The following is a 14038-nucleotide window of genomic DNA, read 5'->3' on the forward strand; positions in this document are numbered from 1 at the left end:
GGGCCCCTAGTGTGCTGACATGCAGACGGTGCTGTTCACGCTCGGGCTGGTCCTGTTCTTGATCGGCCTGCTGACCGGGTTCGCGGTCGCGGCGCTGAAGAATCCACGCATGGCGCTGTCGAGCCACCTCGAGGCCGTCCTCAACGGCATGTTCCTCGTGCTGATCGGTCAGCAGGCCGATCAAGAACAGGACCAGCCCGAGCGTGAACAGCACCGTCTGCATGTCAGCACACTAGGGGCCCGGGCGCTGCGCGTGTGCCGTTATCGCGATCTGCTTGCCTCGCGAGACATAAACGGCTGCGGGCGTTCTCGGCGTGTCGTCGCAGAGATTTATGTGTCGTGGCGGCTCGTGGCCGCGCCGGTGCCGGGTCAGCGGGTTCCGGGCGGAAGGCTGGGCGGCGTCGTCACGGTCGTGGTCGGCAGTGTCGACGTGTAGCTCGGGCTGCTGGTGACGGTGACGGTGCTGGTGCTGGTGCTGGTCGACGGCGGCGGCACTTCGGTAGTCGTCGTGATCGTCGTGACGGAGGTCGTCGTCGAGGTGGACGACGTCGTCGTCGCGGACGCCGCGGCGAGCACCCCGCAGGCCACCCGCTTGCCCGACTCACCGGTCGAAGCCCCGCTCAGGTTGTCGGCGTTCTGGTGCACGATCAGCGCGGTGCCCGAGCTGTTTCTCAGGTCCGAGGCCGTGAGCAAGCTGGTGGTGGTGACGAGTTTCGCCGAGCCGTCGTTGCGCACCTGCAAGGCGGTCAGGTCACCGCTGGCGGGGAAACCCGTGTGACCCTGCGCCTGGTAGACCGATCCCGCGGACTCGAAGTCCCCCTCGCATTTGCCGACCGCGTGGATCATCAGCGCGTGGAAACCCGGGCTCAGCACCTGGTTGGGTCCGGCCTCCACGGTCACGGTCGCGTACCCGTTCGCGAAATCGATGGTGGCGGTGCCGACCTGGTTTCCGTCGGTGCTCTTGAGCTGCGTGGTCATCCGCTCCGTGCCCGGAGGCGCGCTGGAGGACGTCGACGTGCCGGATTGGCCACCCTGCTGGTTTGCGCATGCTGCCAATGGTGCGATGGTCGCGGCGAGCGCCACGGCCGCGAGGGATACGCCCTTGTTCATGGGCCGGGCCTACCCCAATTGGTCGCGGTTGAAACGGCTACAGCGAACCCAGCAAGGCGGCCGGGCCGCGGACGCGAAGCTTGTTGATGGTGGACTGCCGCAATCGGCCGATGCGCTCGACCATTCGGTCGCCCAGCGCGTCGAGCAGCCGCGACGGCGATTCGTTCAACCGAGGTGTGCGCGCCTAGGCCGAGCGGCGAATGCCGCGCGTGCGGCCGATGTCGCCCTTCAGCAGCAGGTCGCGCTCGGATTCCGAGAGGCCACCCCAAACCCCGTACGGCTCACCAACTTCCAGGGCGTGCGAACGGCACTCCTGGATGACCGGGCACTGGCGGCACATCTCTTTCGCGCGCTGCTCGCGCTGCATGCGGGCGCGGCCGCGCTCACCGTCGGGATGGAAGAACATCGACGAGTCAACGCCGCGGCACAAGCCCTGCAGTTGCCAGTTCCAGATGTCGGCGTTGGGTCCAGGTAGCTGCTCCGGCTGTGGCATTGGTGTCTCCCTCTCTGCACGGCACGCCCAGTAAGGTCAGGTTCGCGAAGCGATTGTGCAACTGAAATGAAGCGGCGTCACCGATGACTACCCGTCATGCGTAGACGTTAGGGGTGACGGCGAATTTGCGTCAATAGCCACTTAGCCCGGCAAAGTATGTAATGGTTATAAAAGAATTAACGTCGCGTTCATACGTCAACCATTGGCGAAACACGCTCCGTGCTACCAGGCACTTGACCGAAACGAGATTTCCCAGTTCACGGGGCAGGGGAGGGTCGGCCGCGATTAGTACAGGGCCCGTTGTGATTAACAGTTCGGTAACGCGAACAGCACAAACTGTTTACTACCATCGCCGTGATTGAAACTCGTCACACTTTCGTGATTGGCCGGGCGTTGGCGGCCGCCGCCTTCGGCGACCGGCCCGGCACGTGGCCGCTGCCGACGGCGGTCACCCCCGACGACCTGTGGCTGCGCGCCGTCGCCGCCGGCGGACAGGGCCGCTACGGCAGCGCCTACCGCGATCTGGCGGCGCTGCGGCGCAGCGCCCCCGCCGGGCGGCTGGTCTCGCTGGCCCACAGCACGCAGGGATCCTTTCTGCGCCAACTCGGTTGGCACGATCTGGCGCGGGGCTGGGACGGTCGCGCCCTGGCGCTGGCGGGTGGGGACCCCGAGGCGTGCGGCGACGCCCTCATCGGATTGGCGGCCGACGCGCTGGGCGTCGGCCGCTTCCCGGCCGCGGCGACGTTGTTGCGGCGCGCGGATTCCGTGCTGGGCGGCGCCGGACCGATACCCGACCGGCTGCCGATACGGCGACGGTGGGTGGGCGCCGAGCTGGCGATGGCTCAGGGCGACGGCGAAACGGCCGTCCGCCATGCGAACGAAGCGGTGGACCTGGCCGGCGCCATGGCCGTGGCGTCCGCGCGGCACGCGGTGAAGAGCCAAGTCGTGCTGGCGGCCGCCCTCTGCAGCGCCGGGGCCGTCGACCGGGCCCGAGCGGTGGCCGACGGCGCGCTCGACGCGACCGGGGCGCTCGGGCTGGTCCCGCTGCGGTGGGCGTTGGCGTGCTTGCTGATTGATCTCGGAAGCGTCACCTTCTCGACACAACAGCTGCGGGAAATTCGCGATGTCTCCGCAGGCCACGTGCGGCGCGCCGGTGCGACGTGGCGTTCCGCTTGAAATGGCCTTGCGCCCGTTATTGTCAGTTCGTTAGTTAGCCCGGTTAGCCCGCGATGTGTCCGGTTCGTAACGTTGGAGATACCGCCGTCGATGACAATTCAAGGGGATCGTCTCGACGCTGTGGTTGCCAAGGCCGTGGCGGGGGACAGTAACGCACTACGGGAGGTGCTGGAGACCATCCGTCCGATTGTCGTGCGCTATTGCCGCGCGCGGGTCGGGACAGTCGAGCGGGGTGGCCTGTCAGCGGATGACGTGGCACAGGAGGTGTGCTTGGCGACTATCACGGCGCTGCCGCGTTACCGCGACCGGGGACGCCCCTTTCTCGCTTTCCTCTACGGCATCGCGGCCCACAAGGTCGCCGACGCCCATCGCGCCGCCGGCCGCGATCTGTCCTACCCCACCGAAGTGATCCCCGAGCGCTGGTCTTCGGACGCCGGCCCGGAACAGCGGGCCATCGAAGCCGATTCGGTCAGCCGGATGAGCGAACTGCTCGAGATCCTGCCCGCCAAGCAGCGCGAGATCCTGATCCTGCGCGTCGTCGTCGGCCTGTCCGCCGAGGAGACCGCGTCCGCCGTGGGCAGCACCACCGGAGCCGTCCGGGTGGCCCAGCACCGCGCGCTGTCCCGCCTCAAATCCGAGATGATCGCGGCAGGTGACTGTGCCTGAATCCCTGGACGAATTCGCCCGCACCGATCTGCTCCTCGACGCGCTCGCCGAGCGGCGGCCGGTGCACGTCGGCGATCCCGACACCGACGCGATGGCCACCCTGCTGGAGGACTGGCGCGACAACCTGCGCTGGCCACCGGCCAGCGCGCTGGTGTCGGCCGAGGAGGCCGTCGGCGCCCTGCGCGCCGGATTGGCCGAGCGCCGCCGCAGCCGTCGGGGCCTCGCGACGATCGGGTCGGTCGCCGCGGCGCTGTTGGTGATGAGCGGCTTCGGCGCCATGGTGGTCGAGGCCCGCCCCGGCACGACGCTCTACGGACTGCACGCGATGTTCTTCGACCAGCCGCGCGTCAACGAGAAGCATCAGGCCTTGCTGTCCGCCCGGGCCGATCTGGCCAAGGTGCAGGAGTCGATCGACCGGGGTGAGTGGGACCAGGCCCGCAATCAGCTGACCGAGGTGAGCAGCTTGGTCCAGTCGATCGAAGACCCGGCCAGCAAACAGGAGCTGACGAATCAGCTGAACCTGTTGAACGCCAAGGTGCAATCGCGGAACCCGAATGCGACGCTGCCGGCCAACACCCCGTCGGCGTGGTCGACCCCGACCACCCCGGTCCCGACGGCGGCGCCGGCGCCCTCGGACGCTTCCCCCGGTCCGTCGGTCACGCCGTCGCCGAGTCAGTCATGGAGCAAGCACCGGCATCACGGCCAGACGGCCGCCCCGTCGGCGGTCACGCCGGACAATCCCTAGCGGCGGTATCCGTCGGCGTCGGAAGAGGTGGCCTCGTTCAGTGACGCGTCGGCGTATCCCCGGCAGTAATCCCACGTGACGTAGGCGTCCGGTTCCGGGTCGTAGGCCGGCTCGTGCGGGCGTACGGTGCCGTCGATCAGCAGCTGCAACAGGTTCGCCCGCAGCATGTCCCAGTCGTGATAGTGATCCTGCTGGCATTCGTCGCAGCACACCACCAGCCCGCGAATGCCCTTGTGCGCCAACAGGGCCTCATAAACCGCCAGGTCGGCCAGGTCCGCCTCGACCGCCATCCGCTCTTGGGCGTCCAGGGGTTGCCCCGGCTCTACGGCTTCCAGCGCAGCCGACGGATCGCAGGGGTCGTCGGCGAAAGGATCGGGTGGCAAACCCGGTGGGAGGTGATCGCGCACGCACACTAGCCTACGCAGCCCGGCCGGGATAACGCCAGCAGGGAAGCCGCCCGTCGTTTCCGCACCGTTTGCCGCCCGCGGCGCGCCCCGGCCAGCGGCTCGAGGGGCGCGCGTGCCGATAGGATGGTGTTCTCACGCCGCATCGTATGGAGGGCCCCGCCGATGACCCGTGGCATGTCCCACCTGGAAGACAGCTCCGACCTCGTCGGCAGCCCCTACGTGCGCGTTGGCGGGCTGGTCGACGACGCGGTGCCCACCGGGGGTGACAACCCGCACAAGGTCGCGATGCTGGGGCTCACCTTCGACGACGTCTTGCTGCTGCCGGCCGCATCCGATGTGGTTCCCGCCACGGCGGACACGTCCAGCCAGCTCACCAAGAAGATCAGGCTCAAGGTTCCGCTGGTCAGCTCGGCCATGGACACGGTCACCGAGTCGCGGATGGCCATCGCGATGGCCCGGGCGGGCGGCATGGGCGTGCTGCACCGCAACCTGCCCGTCGCCGAGCAGGCCGGCCAGGTCGAGATGGTCAAACGATCGGAGGCCGGCATGGTCACCGACCCGGTCACCTGCCGCCCGGACAACACCTTGGCGCAGGTCGACGCGCTGTGCGCCCGGTTCCGGATCTCGGGCCTGCCGGTGGTCGATGACACCGGGGCGCTGGTCGGCATCATCACCAACCGCGACATGCGGTTCGAGGTCGACCAGACCCGCAAGGTCGCCGAGGTGATGACCAAGGCACCGCTGATCACCGCCCAGGAGGGGGTGAGCGCGGACGCCGCGCTGGGCCTGTTGCGCCGCAACAAGATCGAGAAGCTGCCCGTCGTCGACGGCCACGGCCGGCTCACCGGCCTGATCACCGTCAAGGACTTCGTCAAGACCGAGCAGCACCCGCTGGCCACCAAGGACAGCGACGGCCGGCTGCTGGTCGGCGGCGCCGTCGGCGTCGGCGGCGACGCCTGGGTCCGCGCGATGATGCTGGTCGACGCCGGGGCCGACGTCCTGATCGTGGACACCGCCCACGCGCACAACCGGCTGGTGCTCGACATGGTCGGCAAGCTCAAGGCGGAGGTGGGCGAGAAGGTCGAGGTGATCGGCGGGAACGTCGCCACCCGGTCCGCGGCCCTGGCGCTGGTCGACGCCGGCGCCGACGCGGTCAAGGTCGGCGTCGGGCCGGGCTCGATCTGCACCACCCGGGTGGTGGCGGGGGTCGGCGCGCCACAAATCACGGCGATCCTGGAGGCGGTCGCGGCCTGCGGGCCCGCGGGCGTGCCGGTGATCGCCGACGGCGGGCTGCAGTACTCCGGCGACATCGCCAAGGCCCTGGCGGCCGGCGCCTCGACGGCGATGCTGGGCTCGCTGCTGGCCGGCACGGCCGAAGCGCCCGGCGAGCTGATCTTCGTCAACGGCAAGCAGTTCAAGAGCTACCGCGGCATGGGGTCGCTGGGCGCCATGCAGGGCCGCGGTGGGGGGAAGTCGTACTCCAAGGACCGCTACTTCGCCGACGACGCGTTGAGCGAGGACAAGCTGGTGCCTGAGGGAATCGAGGGCCGGGTGCCGTTCCGCGGACCGCTGTCCTCGGTGATCCACCAGCTCACCGGCGGCCTGCGCGCCGCGATGGGCTACACCGGCTCGCCCACCATCGAGGCGCTGCAACAGGCGCAGTTCGTCCGGATCACCTCCGCCGGGCTGCGCGAAAGCCATCCGCACGACGTCGCCATGACCGTCGAAGCGCCCAACTACTTCGCGCGCTGAGCCCGGCATGGTCGAAATCGGGATGGGCCGCAACGCCCGTCGCACCTATGAACTGAGCGAAGTCAGCATCGTGCCCTCGCGGCGCACCCGGTCCTCCCAGGACGTGTCCACGGCCTGGCAGCTGGACGCCTACCGCTTCGAGATCCCGGTGGTGGCCCACCCGACCGACGCGCTGGTGTCGCCGGAGTTCGCCATCGAGCTCGGCCGCCTCGGCGGGCTGGGCGTGCTCAACGGTGAGGGCCTGATCGGCCGGCACGCCGACGTGCAGGGCAAGATCGCCCAGCTCGTCGAGGCCGCCACCAAGGAACCCGAACCGTCGGCGTCGATCCGGCTGCTGCAGGAACTGCACGCCGCGCCGCTGAATCCCGACCTGCTGGGAGCCGCGGTCGCGCGCATCCGGGAGGCCGGGGTGACCACGGCGGTGCGGGTCAGCCCGCAGAACGCCCAGGCGCTGACCCCGGTGCTGCTGCAGGCCGGCATCGACCTGCTGGTCATCCAGGGCACGATCGTCTCCGCGGAAAGAGTGGCCAGCGACGGCGAGCCGCTGAACCTCAAGACCTTCATCTCCGAGCTCGACATCCCGGTGGTGGCCGGCGGGGTGCTCGACCACCGCACCGCGCTGCACCTGATGCGCACCGGGGCCGCCGGGGTGATCGTCGGCTACGGCTCCACCCGCGGCGTCACCACCAGCGACGAGGTGTTGGGCATCAGCGTGCCGATGGCCACCGCGATCGCCGACGCCGCCGCGGCGCGGCGCGAATACCTCGACGAGACCGGCGGCCGCTACGTGCACGTGCTGGCCGACGGCGATATCCACACCTCCGGCGAGCTGGCCAAGGCGATCGCCTGCGGGGCGGACGCGGTGGTGCTCGGCACGCCGCTCGCCGAGGCCGCCGAGGCGCTGGGCGAGGGCTGGTTCTGGCCAGCCGCGGCGGCGCACCCGTCGTTGCCGCGCGGGGCGTTGCTGCAGATCGCCCTGGGCGAGCGGCCGCCGCTGGAACGGGTGCTCAACGGGCCGTCCGACGACCCGTTCGGTTCGCTGAACCTGGTCGGTGGTCTGCGCCGATCGATGGCCAAGGCCGGCTACTGCGACCTCAAGGAGTTCCAGAAGGTCGGGCTGACCACCGGAAGCTGATCGCCGCGGCGTCGCCGCGAGTGTGAAGCTAGCCGCACACTGGCGCGACGGGGTTCGGGGCAGCTGGTTTATTACCGGCCGGTAAGGCCATACTGGTGCGATGAGGCCGGATTACGACGTTCTGATCATCGGTTCGGGGTTCGGGGGTAGCGTCAGCGCGCTGCGGCTGACCGAAAAGGGCTACCGGGTAGGCGTATTGGAGGCCGGGCGCCGCTTCGCCGACGAGGATTTCGCCGAGACGTCGTGGGACCTGCGCAAGTTCCTCTGGGCCCCCAGGCTGGGTTGCTACGGCATTCAGCGGATCCATCCCCTGAAGAACGTGCTGATCCTGGCCGGCGCCGGGGTGGGCGGCGGCTCCCTGAACTATGCCAACACGCTGTACGTGCCGCCGGAGCCGTTCTTCGCCGACCGGCAGTGGTCGCACATCACGGACTGGCGCGACGAGCTGATGCCGCACTACGAGCAGGCCAAACGGATGCTCGGGGTGGTGACGAACCCGACCTTCACCGACGCCGACCGCGTCCTGAAGGAGGTCGCCGACGAGATGGGCTGCGGTGACACCTTCGTGCCCACCCCGGTGGGGGTGTTCTTCGGGCCCGAGGGCACCAAGACGCCCGGCAAGACCGTGCCGGACCCGTATTTCGGTGGTGCGGGACCGGAGCGCACCGGTTGTCTGGAGTGCGGGTGCTGCATGACGGGCTGTCGTTACGGCGCGAAGAACACTCTGTTGAAGAACTACCTCGGCCTGGCGGAATCGGCTGGGGCGCAGGTCATTCCGATGACAACCGTGAAGGGTTTCCAGCAGCGGTCCGACGGGCTGTGGGAGGTCCGCACCGTGCGCACCGGAAGCTGGCTGCGCCGGGACCGGCGCACCTTCACCGCGACGCACCTGATCCTGGCCGCGGGTACCTGGGGAACCCAGCATCTGCTGTTCAAGATGCGCGACCGGGGCAAGTTGCCGCGGCTGTCCGAGCGCCTCGGCGTGCTGACCCGCACCAACTCCGAGTCGATCGTCGGCGCCGGCAAGCTCGAGGTCGACCCGAACCTGGACCTGACGCACGGCGTGGCCATCACGTCATCGATCCACCCGACGTCGGACACCCACGTCGAACCGTGCCGTTACGGCAAGGGATCCAACGCGATGGGCCTGCTGCAGACGCTGATGACCGACGGCACCGGCCCGGAGGGCACCGACGTGCCGCGCTGGAAGCAGCTGCTGGACCAGGCGCGTGAGGATCCGCGCCGCATGATGCGGATGCTCAACGTCCACCAGTGGAGCGAACGCACCCTGATCGCCCTGGTGATGCAGCACCTGGACAACTCGATCACCACCTACACCAAGCGCGGCAAGCTGGGCATCCGCTGGTACACCAGCAAGCAGGGACACGGGGACCCCAACCCGGCCTGGAACCCCGTCGGGAACAGGGTCACCCGGCGCATCGCCGAAAAGGTCGACGGCGTGGCCGGCGGCACCTGGGGCGAGCTGTTCAACATCCCGCTGACCGCGCACTTCCTCGGGGGCGCGGCGATCGGCGACAGCCCCGAACACGGGGTCATCGACCCCTACCACCGGGTTTACGGCTACCCGACGTTGTTCGTGGTCGACGGCGCCGCGATCTCGGCGAACCTGGGTGTCAACCCGTCGCTGTCCATCACCGCGCAGGCCGAGCGGGCCGCCTCCTTGTGGCCGAACAAGGGCGAGAGCGATCAGCGCCCGCCGCAGGGTGACGACTACCGCCGGCTGGACCCGATCGCCCCGGAGCACCCGGTGGTGCCGGCCACCGCACCGGGCGCGCTGCGCTGGTTGCCGATCACCCCGGTGACCTCGGCCGGCTAGCTGGCGATCGCCTCGAGCGGGGCGCCACTGACCACCCGGCTGCGTTCCCGGTGGATGTTGAAGGGCACGTCGCCCATCAGCGTGACCCGGTGCATCAGCCGGGGCTGGTCGTCGTAGTCGTCGACCGCCCGGTGCTGGGTGGCCCGGTTGTCCCAGATGGCAACGTCGCCCGGCGCCCAGTTCCAGCGAATAGTGTTCTCCGGCTTGGTGATTCGTCGTTGCAGCATTTCGAAGAGCACGCTTGATTCGTAGCTGTCCAGGCCAACGAACCCGCGCACGAAGTCTCCCAGCAGCAGCGTGCGTTCGCCGGTCTCCGGGTGCACCCGCACCACCGGGTGCTCGGTCCGGAAGTCCGGCTTTTCGAAGGCCTGCCGGAACGCGCGCTGCGCGTCGGTCAACGCCTCGGGGGCGATGTAGTCGTAGCGGTTGGTGTGCAGCGCCCACAGGTCGTCGACGAGCCACGTGAGCGGCTCGGGCAGGTCGTCATACGCGGCCGCGGTGTTGGTCCACAGCGTCGATCCGCCGTAACGGGGCAGGGTGACGGCGCGCAGGATCGAGGCCGCGGGGTAGTTCGCGACGAACGTGACGTCGGTGTGCCAGCGGTTCGCCTTGCCGTACTCGGAGTTGATCGGGGTGATGACCGGCGCGTTCTTGGCCGCGAGCAGCTCGGCGGCCGGGTGGCCGACGGGCGTGCCCAGCAGGTCGGCGAACGCCAGTTGCTGCGCGTCATCGAGGTGGTGCTGGTGGCGGAAGAAGATCACCTTGTGGGTCAACAGCGCCTGGTGGATCTTGTCGACCGCGGCCGGGTCGAGGTCGCCCCCGAGGCGCACCCCGTCGACCCGCGCGCCGATGCGGCTTCCCAGCTTGGTGACGGTTATCTGGCCAATCATTTTCATCAGTCCTCGCGTGAAAGGTGTGTAGTCAACTGACTACATCCGCTAGTGTAGACATATGACTACAGTGCCCGCAAGGGGCCGCGGGAAAGTGCCCACCGGGCGCGAGGAGGTCGCGGCGGCGATCCTGGAGGCCGCCACCGAGCTGTTCGCCGAGCGGGGCCCTGCCGCGACCTCGATCCGCGACATCGCCGCGCGGTCCAACGTCAACCACGGGCTGGTGTTCCGTCATTTCGGTACCAAGGACAAGCTCGTGGGCGCCGTGCTCGATCACCTGGGGGCCGACCTGAGCGCCCTGCTGAGCGCCGAGCCACCCGCCGACGTGCTGGACCGGGCCCTGGACAGGCAGATGCGCGTGATGGCCCGGACCGTGCTCGACGGGTATCCGGCGGGTCAGCTGCAGACGCGCTTCCCCACCGTCGCGACCTTCCTCGACTGGGTGCTGCCGCTGCACGACAACGAGACCGAGGCGCGGCTCGCCGTGGCGAACGCGCTTGCGCTGCAATTCGGGTGGCGGCTGTTCGCGCCGATCCTGCGCTCGGCCACCGGGCTCGACGAGCTGACGGACGACGAAATACGCGAGGCCGTGCGGGCCGAGGTGGCCCGGATCCTCAACCCGGGCTAACCGTTACTTGTTGCGGGTCAGCGCCCGGCGGTGCAGCGGCTCGCGGCCCGGGGGCTGCTGCGGGGGCGCCAGCAGCGGCTTGCGCGGCCGCACCGCAATGGTTTTGGGCGTATCGGTGCTCAGGGTGACCTCTTCACCCGCATGCCGGATGGTGAGCTGGCCGCCCGGCCCGTCGCGCACCGTGTAGGTGACGTCGGAATGGCTGACGTCGACCGTGACCCGGAAGTCGCGCCACCGCAGCCGGAACCGCAACCGCGAAATGCCATCGGGCAGTGCGGGATCCAGCGACAAGATGCCCTCGTCGTCGCGCAGCCCGCCGAAGCCGCCCACCAGCGCCGTCCAGGCGCCGGCCAGCGAGGCCATGTGCAGGCCGTCGCGGGTGTTGTGGTGCAGATCGCGCAGGTCGATCAGCCCGGCCTCGTAGGCGTAGTCGTGCGCCAATTCCAGGTGGCCGACCTCGGCGCACATCACCGCCTGGGTGCAGGCCGACAGCGACGAGTCGCGCACCATGCGCCGCTCGTAGTAGTCGACGTTGCGGGCCTTCTGTTCCGGGGTGAACGCGTGGCTCTGCCACTGCATCGCCAGCACCAGGTCGGCCTGCTTGATCACCTGCGCGGGGTAGAGCCGCACGTACGGGTCATGCAACAGCAACGGATAGGAGTGGTTTTCCTGGAAATCCCACTCCGCCAGCGTGGTGAACCCCTCGCACTGTTGATGCACCCCCAGGCCGGCGTCGTAGGGGATGTTGGCGGCGTCGGCCGCGTCGCGCCAGGACGCCGTCTCCTCGGTGGTGACCCCCAGGGCCTCCGCCGCCTCGGGATGGCGGTTGCAGGCCTCGGCGGCGGTGCGCAGATTGTGCGCGGCCATCAGGTTGGTGAAGACGTTGTCCCGCACGATCGCGGTGTACTCGTCGGGGCCGGTGACGCCGTCGAGGTGCCAGACGCCGTGCCGATCGTGGTGGCCGAGCGACACCCACAGCCGTGCCGTTTCGACGAGAACCTTGAGGCCGCAATGCTTTTCGAGCTCATCGTCACCGGTGACGATGCGGTAGCGCTCGAAGGCCATGGCGATGTCGGCGTTGATATGCCAGGCCGCGGTGCCGGCCGGCCAGTACGCCGAGCATTCCTGCCCGCGGATGGTGCGCCAGGGGAAGCTGGCGCCCTCGAGGCCGAGTTCGGCCGCCCGCTCCTTGGCGAGATCCAGCGTCGACGCCCGCCACCGCAGCGCGTCGGCGACCGCGTGCGGCGCGGTGTAGGTGAGCACCGGCAGCACGTAACCCTCGGTGTCCCAGAAGGCGTGGCCGTCGTAGCCGGTTCCGGTGAGCCCCTTGGCCGCGATCGCGCGGCGCTCGGCGCGCGCGCTGGCCTGCAACAGGTGAAAGAGCCCGAACCGCACCGCCTGCTGGGATTCGGGATCGCCCTCGACCTCGACGTCGGCGCAGTCCCAGAAGTCGTCCAGGTAGGCGCGCTGCGCTTCCAGCAGTCCCTGCCATCCGCTGTAGCGGGCGCTGTGGATGGCGGCGGCGGCCTGGTCGCGCAGCGCCGGGCGGGAGCGCATGCTCGACCAGCCGTATGCCAGGTACTTGACGATGCGCAGCTTCTGCCCGGCCCGCAGACCGCAGATCACGGTGGTCCGCGCCAGATCTTCGCGGGCGTCGGTGCTGAACTCGACGCGTCCGGGAACGTCGATCTCGTGGTCCATCGCGGCCGCCATCATCAGCGCGCTGCTGCGGGTGCGGTGCATGAGAAGCGCCCCGGTGTCGGTGTTTTCGTGGTCGACGGCCACCAGTGGGTTCTCCAGGATGGCCGACACCCGCGGGTCGCCCGAGGTCTGCGGTTGGTCCTCGTTGGTGACCAGTTCGGATTGCACCGTCACGCGGACGAAGTCGCCGACCGCTTCCACGACGTATTCGATGGCGGCTACCCCGCGCTGCACCAGCGACACCAGGCGGGTGGACACCAGCCGGATTTCCTTGCCCGCCGGGGAGCGCCAGTGCGTGCGGCGGGTCATCGTCCCGGCGCGCATGTCGAGATCCCGCTCGTGGGAGAGCAATTCGCCGTAACGGACGTCGAAGGGCTCGTCCTCGACCAGCAGGCGGATGATCTTGCCGTTGGTGACGTCGACGATCGTCTGGCCGGCCTCCGGGTAGCCGTAGCCGGCCTCGGCGTAAGGCAGCGGCCGGATTTCGTAGAAGGAGTTCAGGTAGGTGCCGGGCAGGCCGTAGGGCTCACCCTCGTCGAGGTTGCCGCGCAGCCCGATGTGCCCGTTGGACAAGGTGAACAACGACTCCGACTGGGCCAGGATGTTCAGGTCGAGCTGGGTTTCGCAGACGTGCCATGGATCAACGGGAAACGATTCGTCGGTGATCATGAGGGCAGCAGCTCGGCGAGGTCGGTGACCACCACGTCGGCGCCGTTGCGGCGCAGATCGTCGGCCTGTCCCACCCGGTCGACTCCGACCACGTAACCGAAGTTCCCGGCGTGGCCGGCCTGCACGCCCGAGATCGCGTCCTCGAAAACGGCCGCCGCGTCGGCGTCGACGCCGAGCAGCTCGGCCCCCCGCAGGTAGGAGTCCGGCGCCGGCTTGCCGGCGATGTGCTCGTCGCGCAGCGTGACGCCGTCGACCCGCTGCTGGATGAATTGGTCCAGGCCGGTGATCTCCAGGACGTCGCGGGTGTTGGCGCTCGAGGACACCACGGCGATTCCCAGGCCCGCGGCCGAGACCGCCTCCAGGTACCGGCGTGAGCCTTCGAACACCTCGACGCCGTCCTCGCGCAATACCTTCTGGAACATGTCGTTCTTGCGGTTGCCCAGGCCGTACACCGTCTCGGCGTCCGCCGGATCGTCGGGACTGCCGTCGGGTAGCTCGATCCCGCGGCTCTGCAGGAACGACCGGACGCCGTCCTCGCGCTTCTTGCCGTCCACGTACTGGCGGTAGTCGGCGGCCGCATCGAAGGGGACGAATTCGTCGCCGGTGCGCTTGGCCCGCTCCGCCAGGTAGTCGTCGAACATGGCCTTCCAGGCCTTGGTATGCACGCTCGCGGTGTCGGTGAGCACCCCGTCGAGGTCGAACAGACAGGCGTGCACCTTCTCGGGCAGACCCAGCACGGGCGGACCTCGCTTCCTGGTCTGAAGACGACTAGTTAAGCGATACCCACTCCACCACGCCGAGCAATCAGCGCGCCACCTGGCCCGCCGGT

Annotated in this window: 14 protein-coding genes and 1 pseudogene; 8 read left to right on the plus strand and 7 right to left on the minus strand. The window is 69.1% G+C overall.

Translation table 11 applies throughout. The annotated features are described in order from the left end of the window. Positions 1-19: 19 nt before the first annotated feature. Positions 20-169: pseudogene (locus tag A9X05_RS29405) on the plus strand (hydrogenase); the annotation flags it as partial. A 200-nt stretch (positions 170-369) separates the two neighbouring features. Here the strand turns inward: A9X05_RS29405 and A9X05_RS05295 are convergent. From A9X05_RS05295 to A9X05_RS05300, 3 genes are read right to left on the minus strand one after another with little or no spacing between them, the layout of a single operon-like run. Beyond that, positions 370-1110, minus strand: a complete 741-nt coding sequence (locus A9X05_RS05295) for a superoxide dismutase family protein (RefSeq protein WP_067779740.1) — start codon at positions 1108-1110, stop codon at positions 370-372. 37 nt (positions 1111-1147) lie between these two features. Next, positions 1148-1279, minus strand: a complete 132-nt coding sequence (locus tag A9X05_RS32495) for a hypothetical protein (RefSeq protein WP_255369118.1) — start codon at positions 1277-1279, stop codon at positions 1148-1150. 15 nt (positions 1280-1294) lie between these two features. Further along, the gene (locus tag A9X05_RS05300; protein WP_046184677.1) at positions 1295-1603 is read right to left on the minus strand and encodes a WhiB family transcriptional regulator; all 309 of its coding nucleotides are present in this window, start codon (positions 1601-1603) and stop codon (positions 1295-1297) included. A gap of 354 nt (positions 1604-1957) precedes the next feature. On the opposite strand from A9X05_RS05300, the gene A9X05_RS05305 reads away from it, so the two are divergent. The 3 genes from A9X05_RS05305 (at position 1958) to A9X05_RS05315 (ending at position 4190) form a co-directional block, all read left to right on the plus strand. Then, on the plus strand, positions 1958-2779 hold the full coding sequence (locus tag A9X05_RS05305; protein WP_067779742.1) for a hypothetical protein: 822 nt from the start codon (positions 1958-1960) through the stop codon (positions 2777-2779). 90 nt (positions 2780-2869) lie between these two features. Next, positions 2870-3445: a sigma-70 family RNA polymerase sigma factor gene (locus tag A9X05_RS05310; protein ID WP_066945594.1), complete on the plus strand. Its 576-nt coding sequence runs from the start codon at positions 2870-2872 to the stop codon at positions 3443-3445. After that, entirely contained in the window at positions 3432-4190 is a 759-nt protein-coding gene (locus A9X05_RS05315) for an anti-sigma-D factor RsdA (RefSeq protein ID WP_197498936.1), read from the plus strand. The genes A9X05_RS05310 and A9X05_RS05315 overlap by 14 nt, the downstream gene beginning before the upstream one ends. Here the strand turns inward: A9X05_RS05315 and A9X05_RS05320 are convergent. Beyond that, positions 4187-4597, minus strand: coding sequence for a DUF5319 domain-containing protein (locus A9X05_RS05320; RefSeq protein ID WP_067280469.1), 411 nt, complete (start codon positions 4595-4597; stop codon positions 4187-4189). The genes A9X05_RS05315 and A9X05_RS05320 overlap by 4 nt on opposite strands. Before the next feature lie 162 nt (positions 4598-4759). Between A9X05_RS05320 and guaB the strand changes: the two genes are divergently transcribed. From guaB to A9X05_RS05335, 3 genes are all read left to right on the plus strand, one after another. Then, positions 4760-6349, plus strand: coding sequence for an IMP dehydrogenase (gene guaB, locus A9X05_RS05325; protein WP_067779745.1), 1590 nt, complete (start codon positions 4760-4762; stop codon positions 6347-6349). Between the two features lie 7 nt (positions 6350-6356). After that, a complete protein-coding gene (locus tag A9X05_RS05330) occupies positions 6357-7484 on the plus strand; it encodes a GuaB3 family IMP dehydrogenase-related protein (RefSeq protein ID WP_067754536.1) in 1128 nt (375 codons plus the stop codon). A gap of 100 nt (positions 7485-7584) precedes the next feature. Further along, a complete protein-coding gene (locus tag A9X05_RS05335) occupies positions 7585-9321 on the plus strand; it encodes a GMC oxidoreductase (RefSeq protein WP_067754540.1) in 1737 nt (578 codons plus the stop codon). Here A9X05_RS05335 and A9X05_RS05340 read toward each other — a convergent pair. After that, the gene (locus tag A9X05_RS05340) at positions 9318-10211 is read right to left on the minus strand and encodes a TauD/TfdA family dioxygenase (RefSeq protein ID WP_067779787.1); all 894 of its coding nucleotides are present in this window, start codon (positions 10209-10211) and stop codon (positions 9318-9320) included. The two genes, A9X05_RS05335 and A9X05_RS05340, sit on opposite strands and share 4 nt — an antisense overlap. Positions 10212-10272: 61 nt before the next feature. Between A9X05_RS05340 and A9X05_RS05345 the strand changes: the two genes are divergently transcribed. Continuing rightward, positions 10273-10839 carry a TetR/AcrR family transcriptional regulator gene (locus tag A9X05_RS05345; protein WP_067779748.1) on the plus strand — a complete coding sequence of 189 codons (567 nt, stop codon included), beginning with the start codon at positions 10273-10275 and terminating at the stop codon, positions 10837-10839. A gap of 3 nt (positions 10840-10842) precedes the next feature. Here A9X05_RS05345 and A9X05_RS05350 read toward each other — a convergent pair whose 3' ends face one another. Continuing rightward, entirely contained in the window at positions 10843-13209 is a 2367-nt protein-coding gene (locus A9X05_RS05350; protein WP_067779751.1) for a glycoside hydrolase family 65 protein, read from the minus strand. Further along, on the minus strand, positions 13206-13946 hold the full coding sequence (locus A9X05_RS05355) for a beta-phosphoglucomutase family hydrolase (protein ID WP_067779754.1): 741 nt from the start codon (positions 13944-13946) through the stop codon (positions 13206-13208). The genes A9X05_RS05350 and A9X05_RS05355 overlap by 4 nt, the downstream gene beginning before the upstream one ends. Positions 13947-14038 lie beyond the last annotated feature (92 nt).

The sequence above is a fragment of the Mycobacterium sp. E3298 genome (assembly GCF_001666895.1).
In the GTDB taxonomy this organism is placed as follows: Bacteria; Actinomycetota; Actinomycetes; order Mycobacteriales; family Mycobacteriaceae; genus Mycobacterium.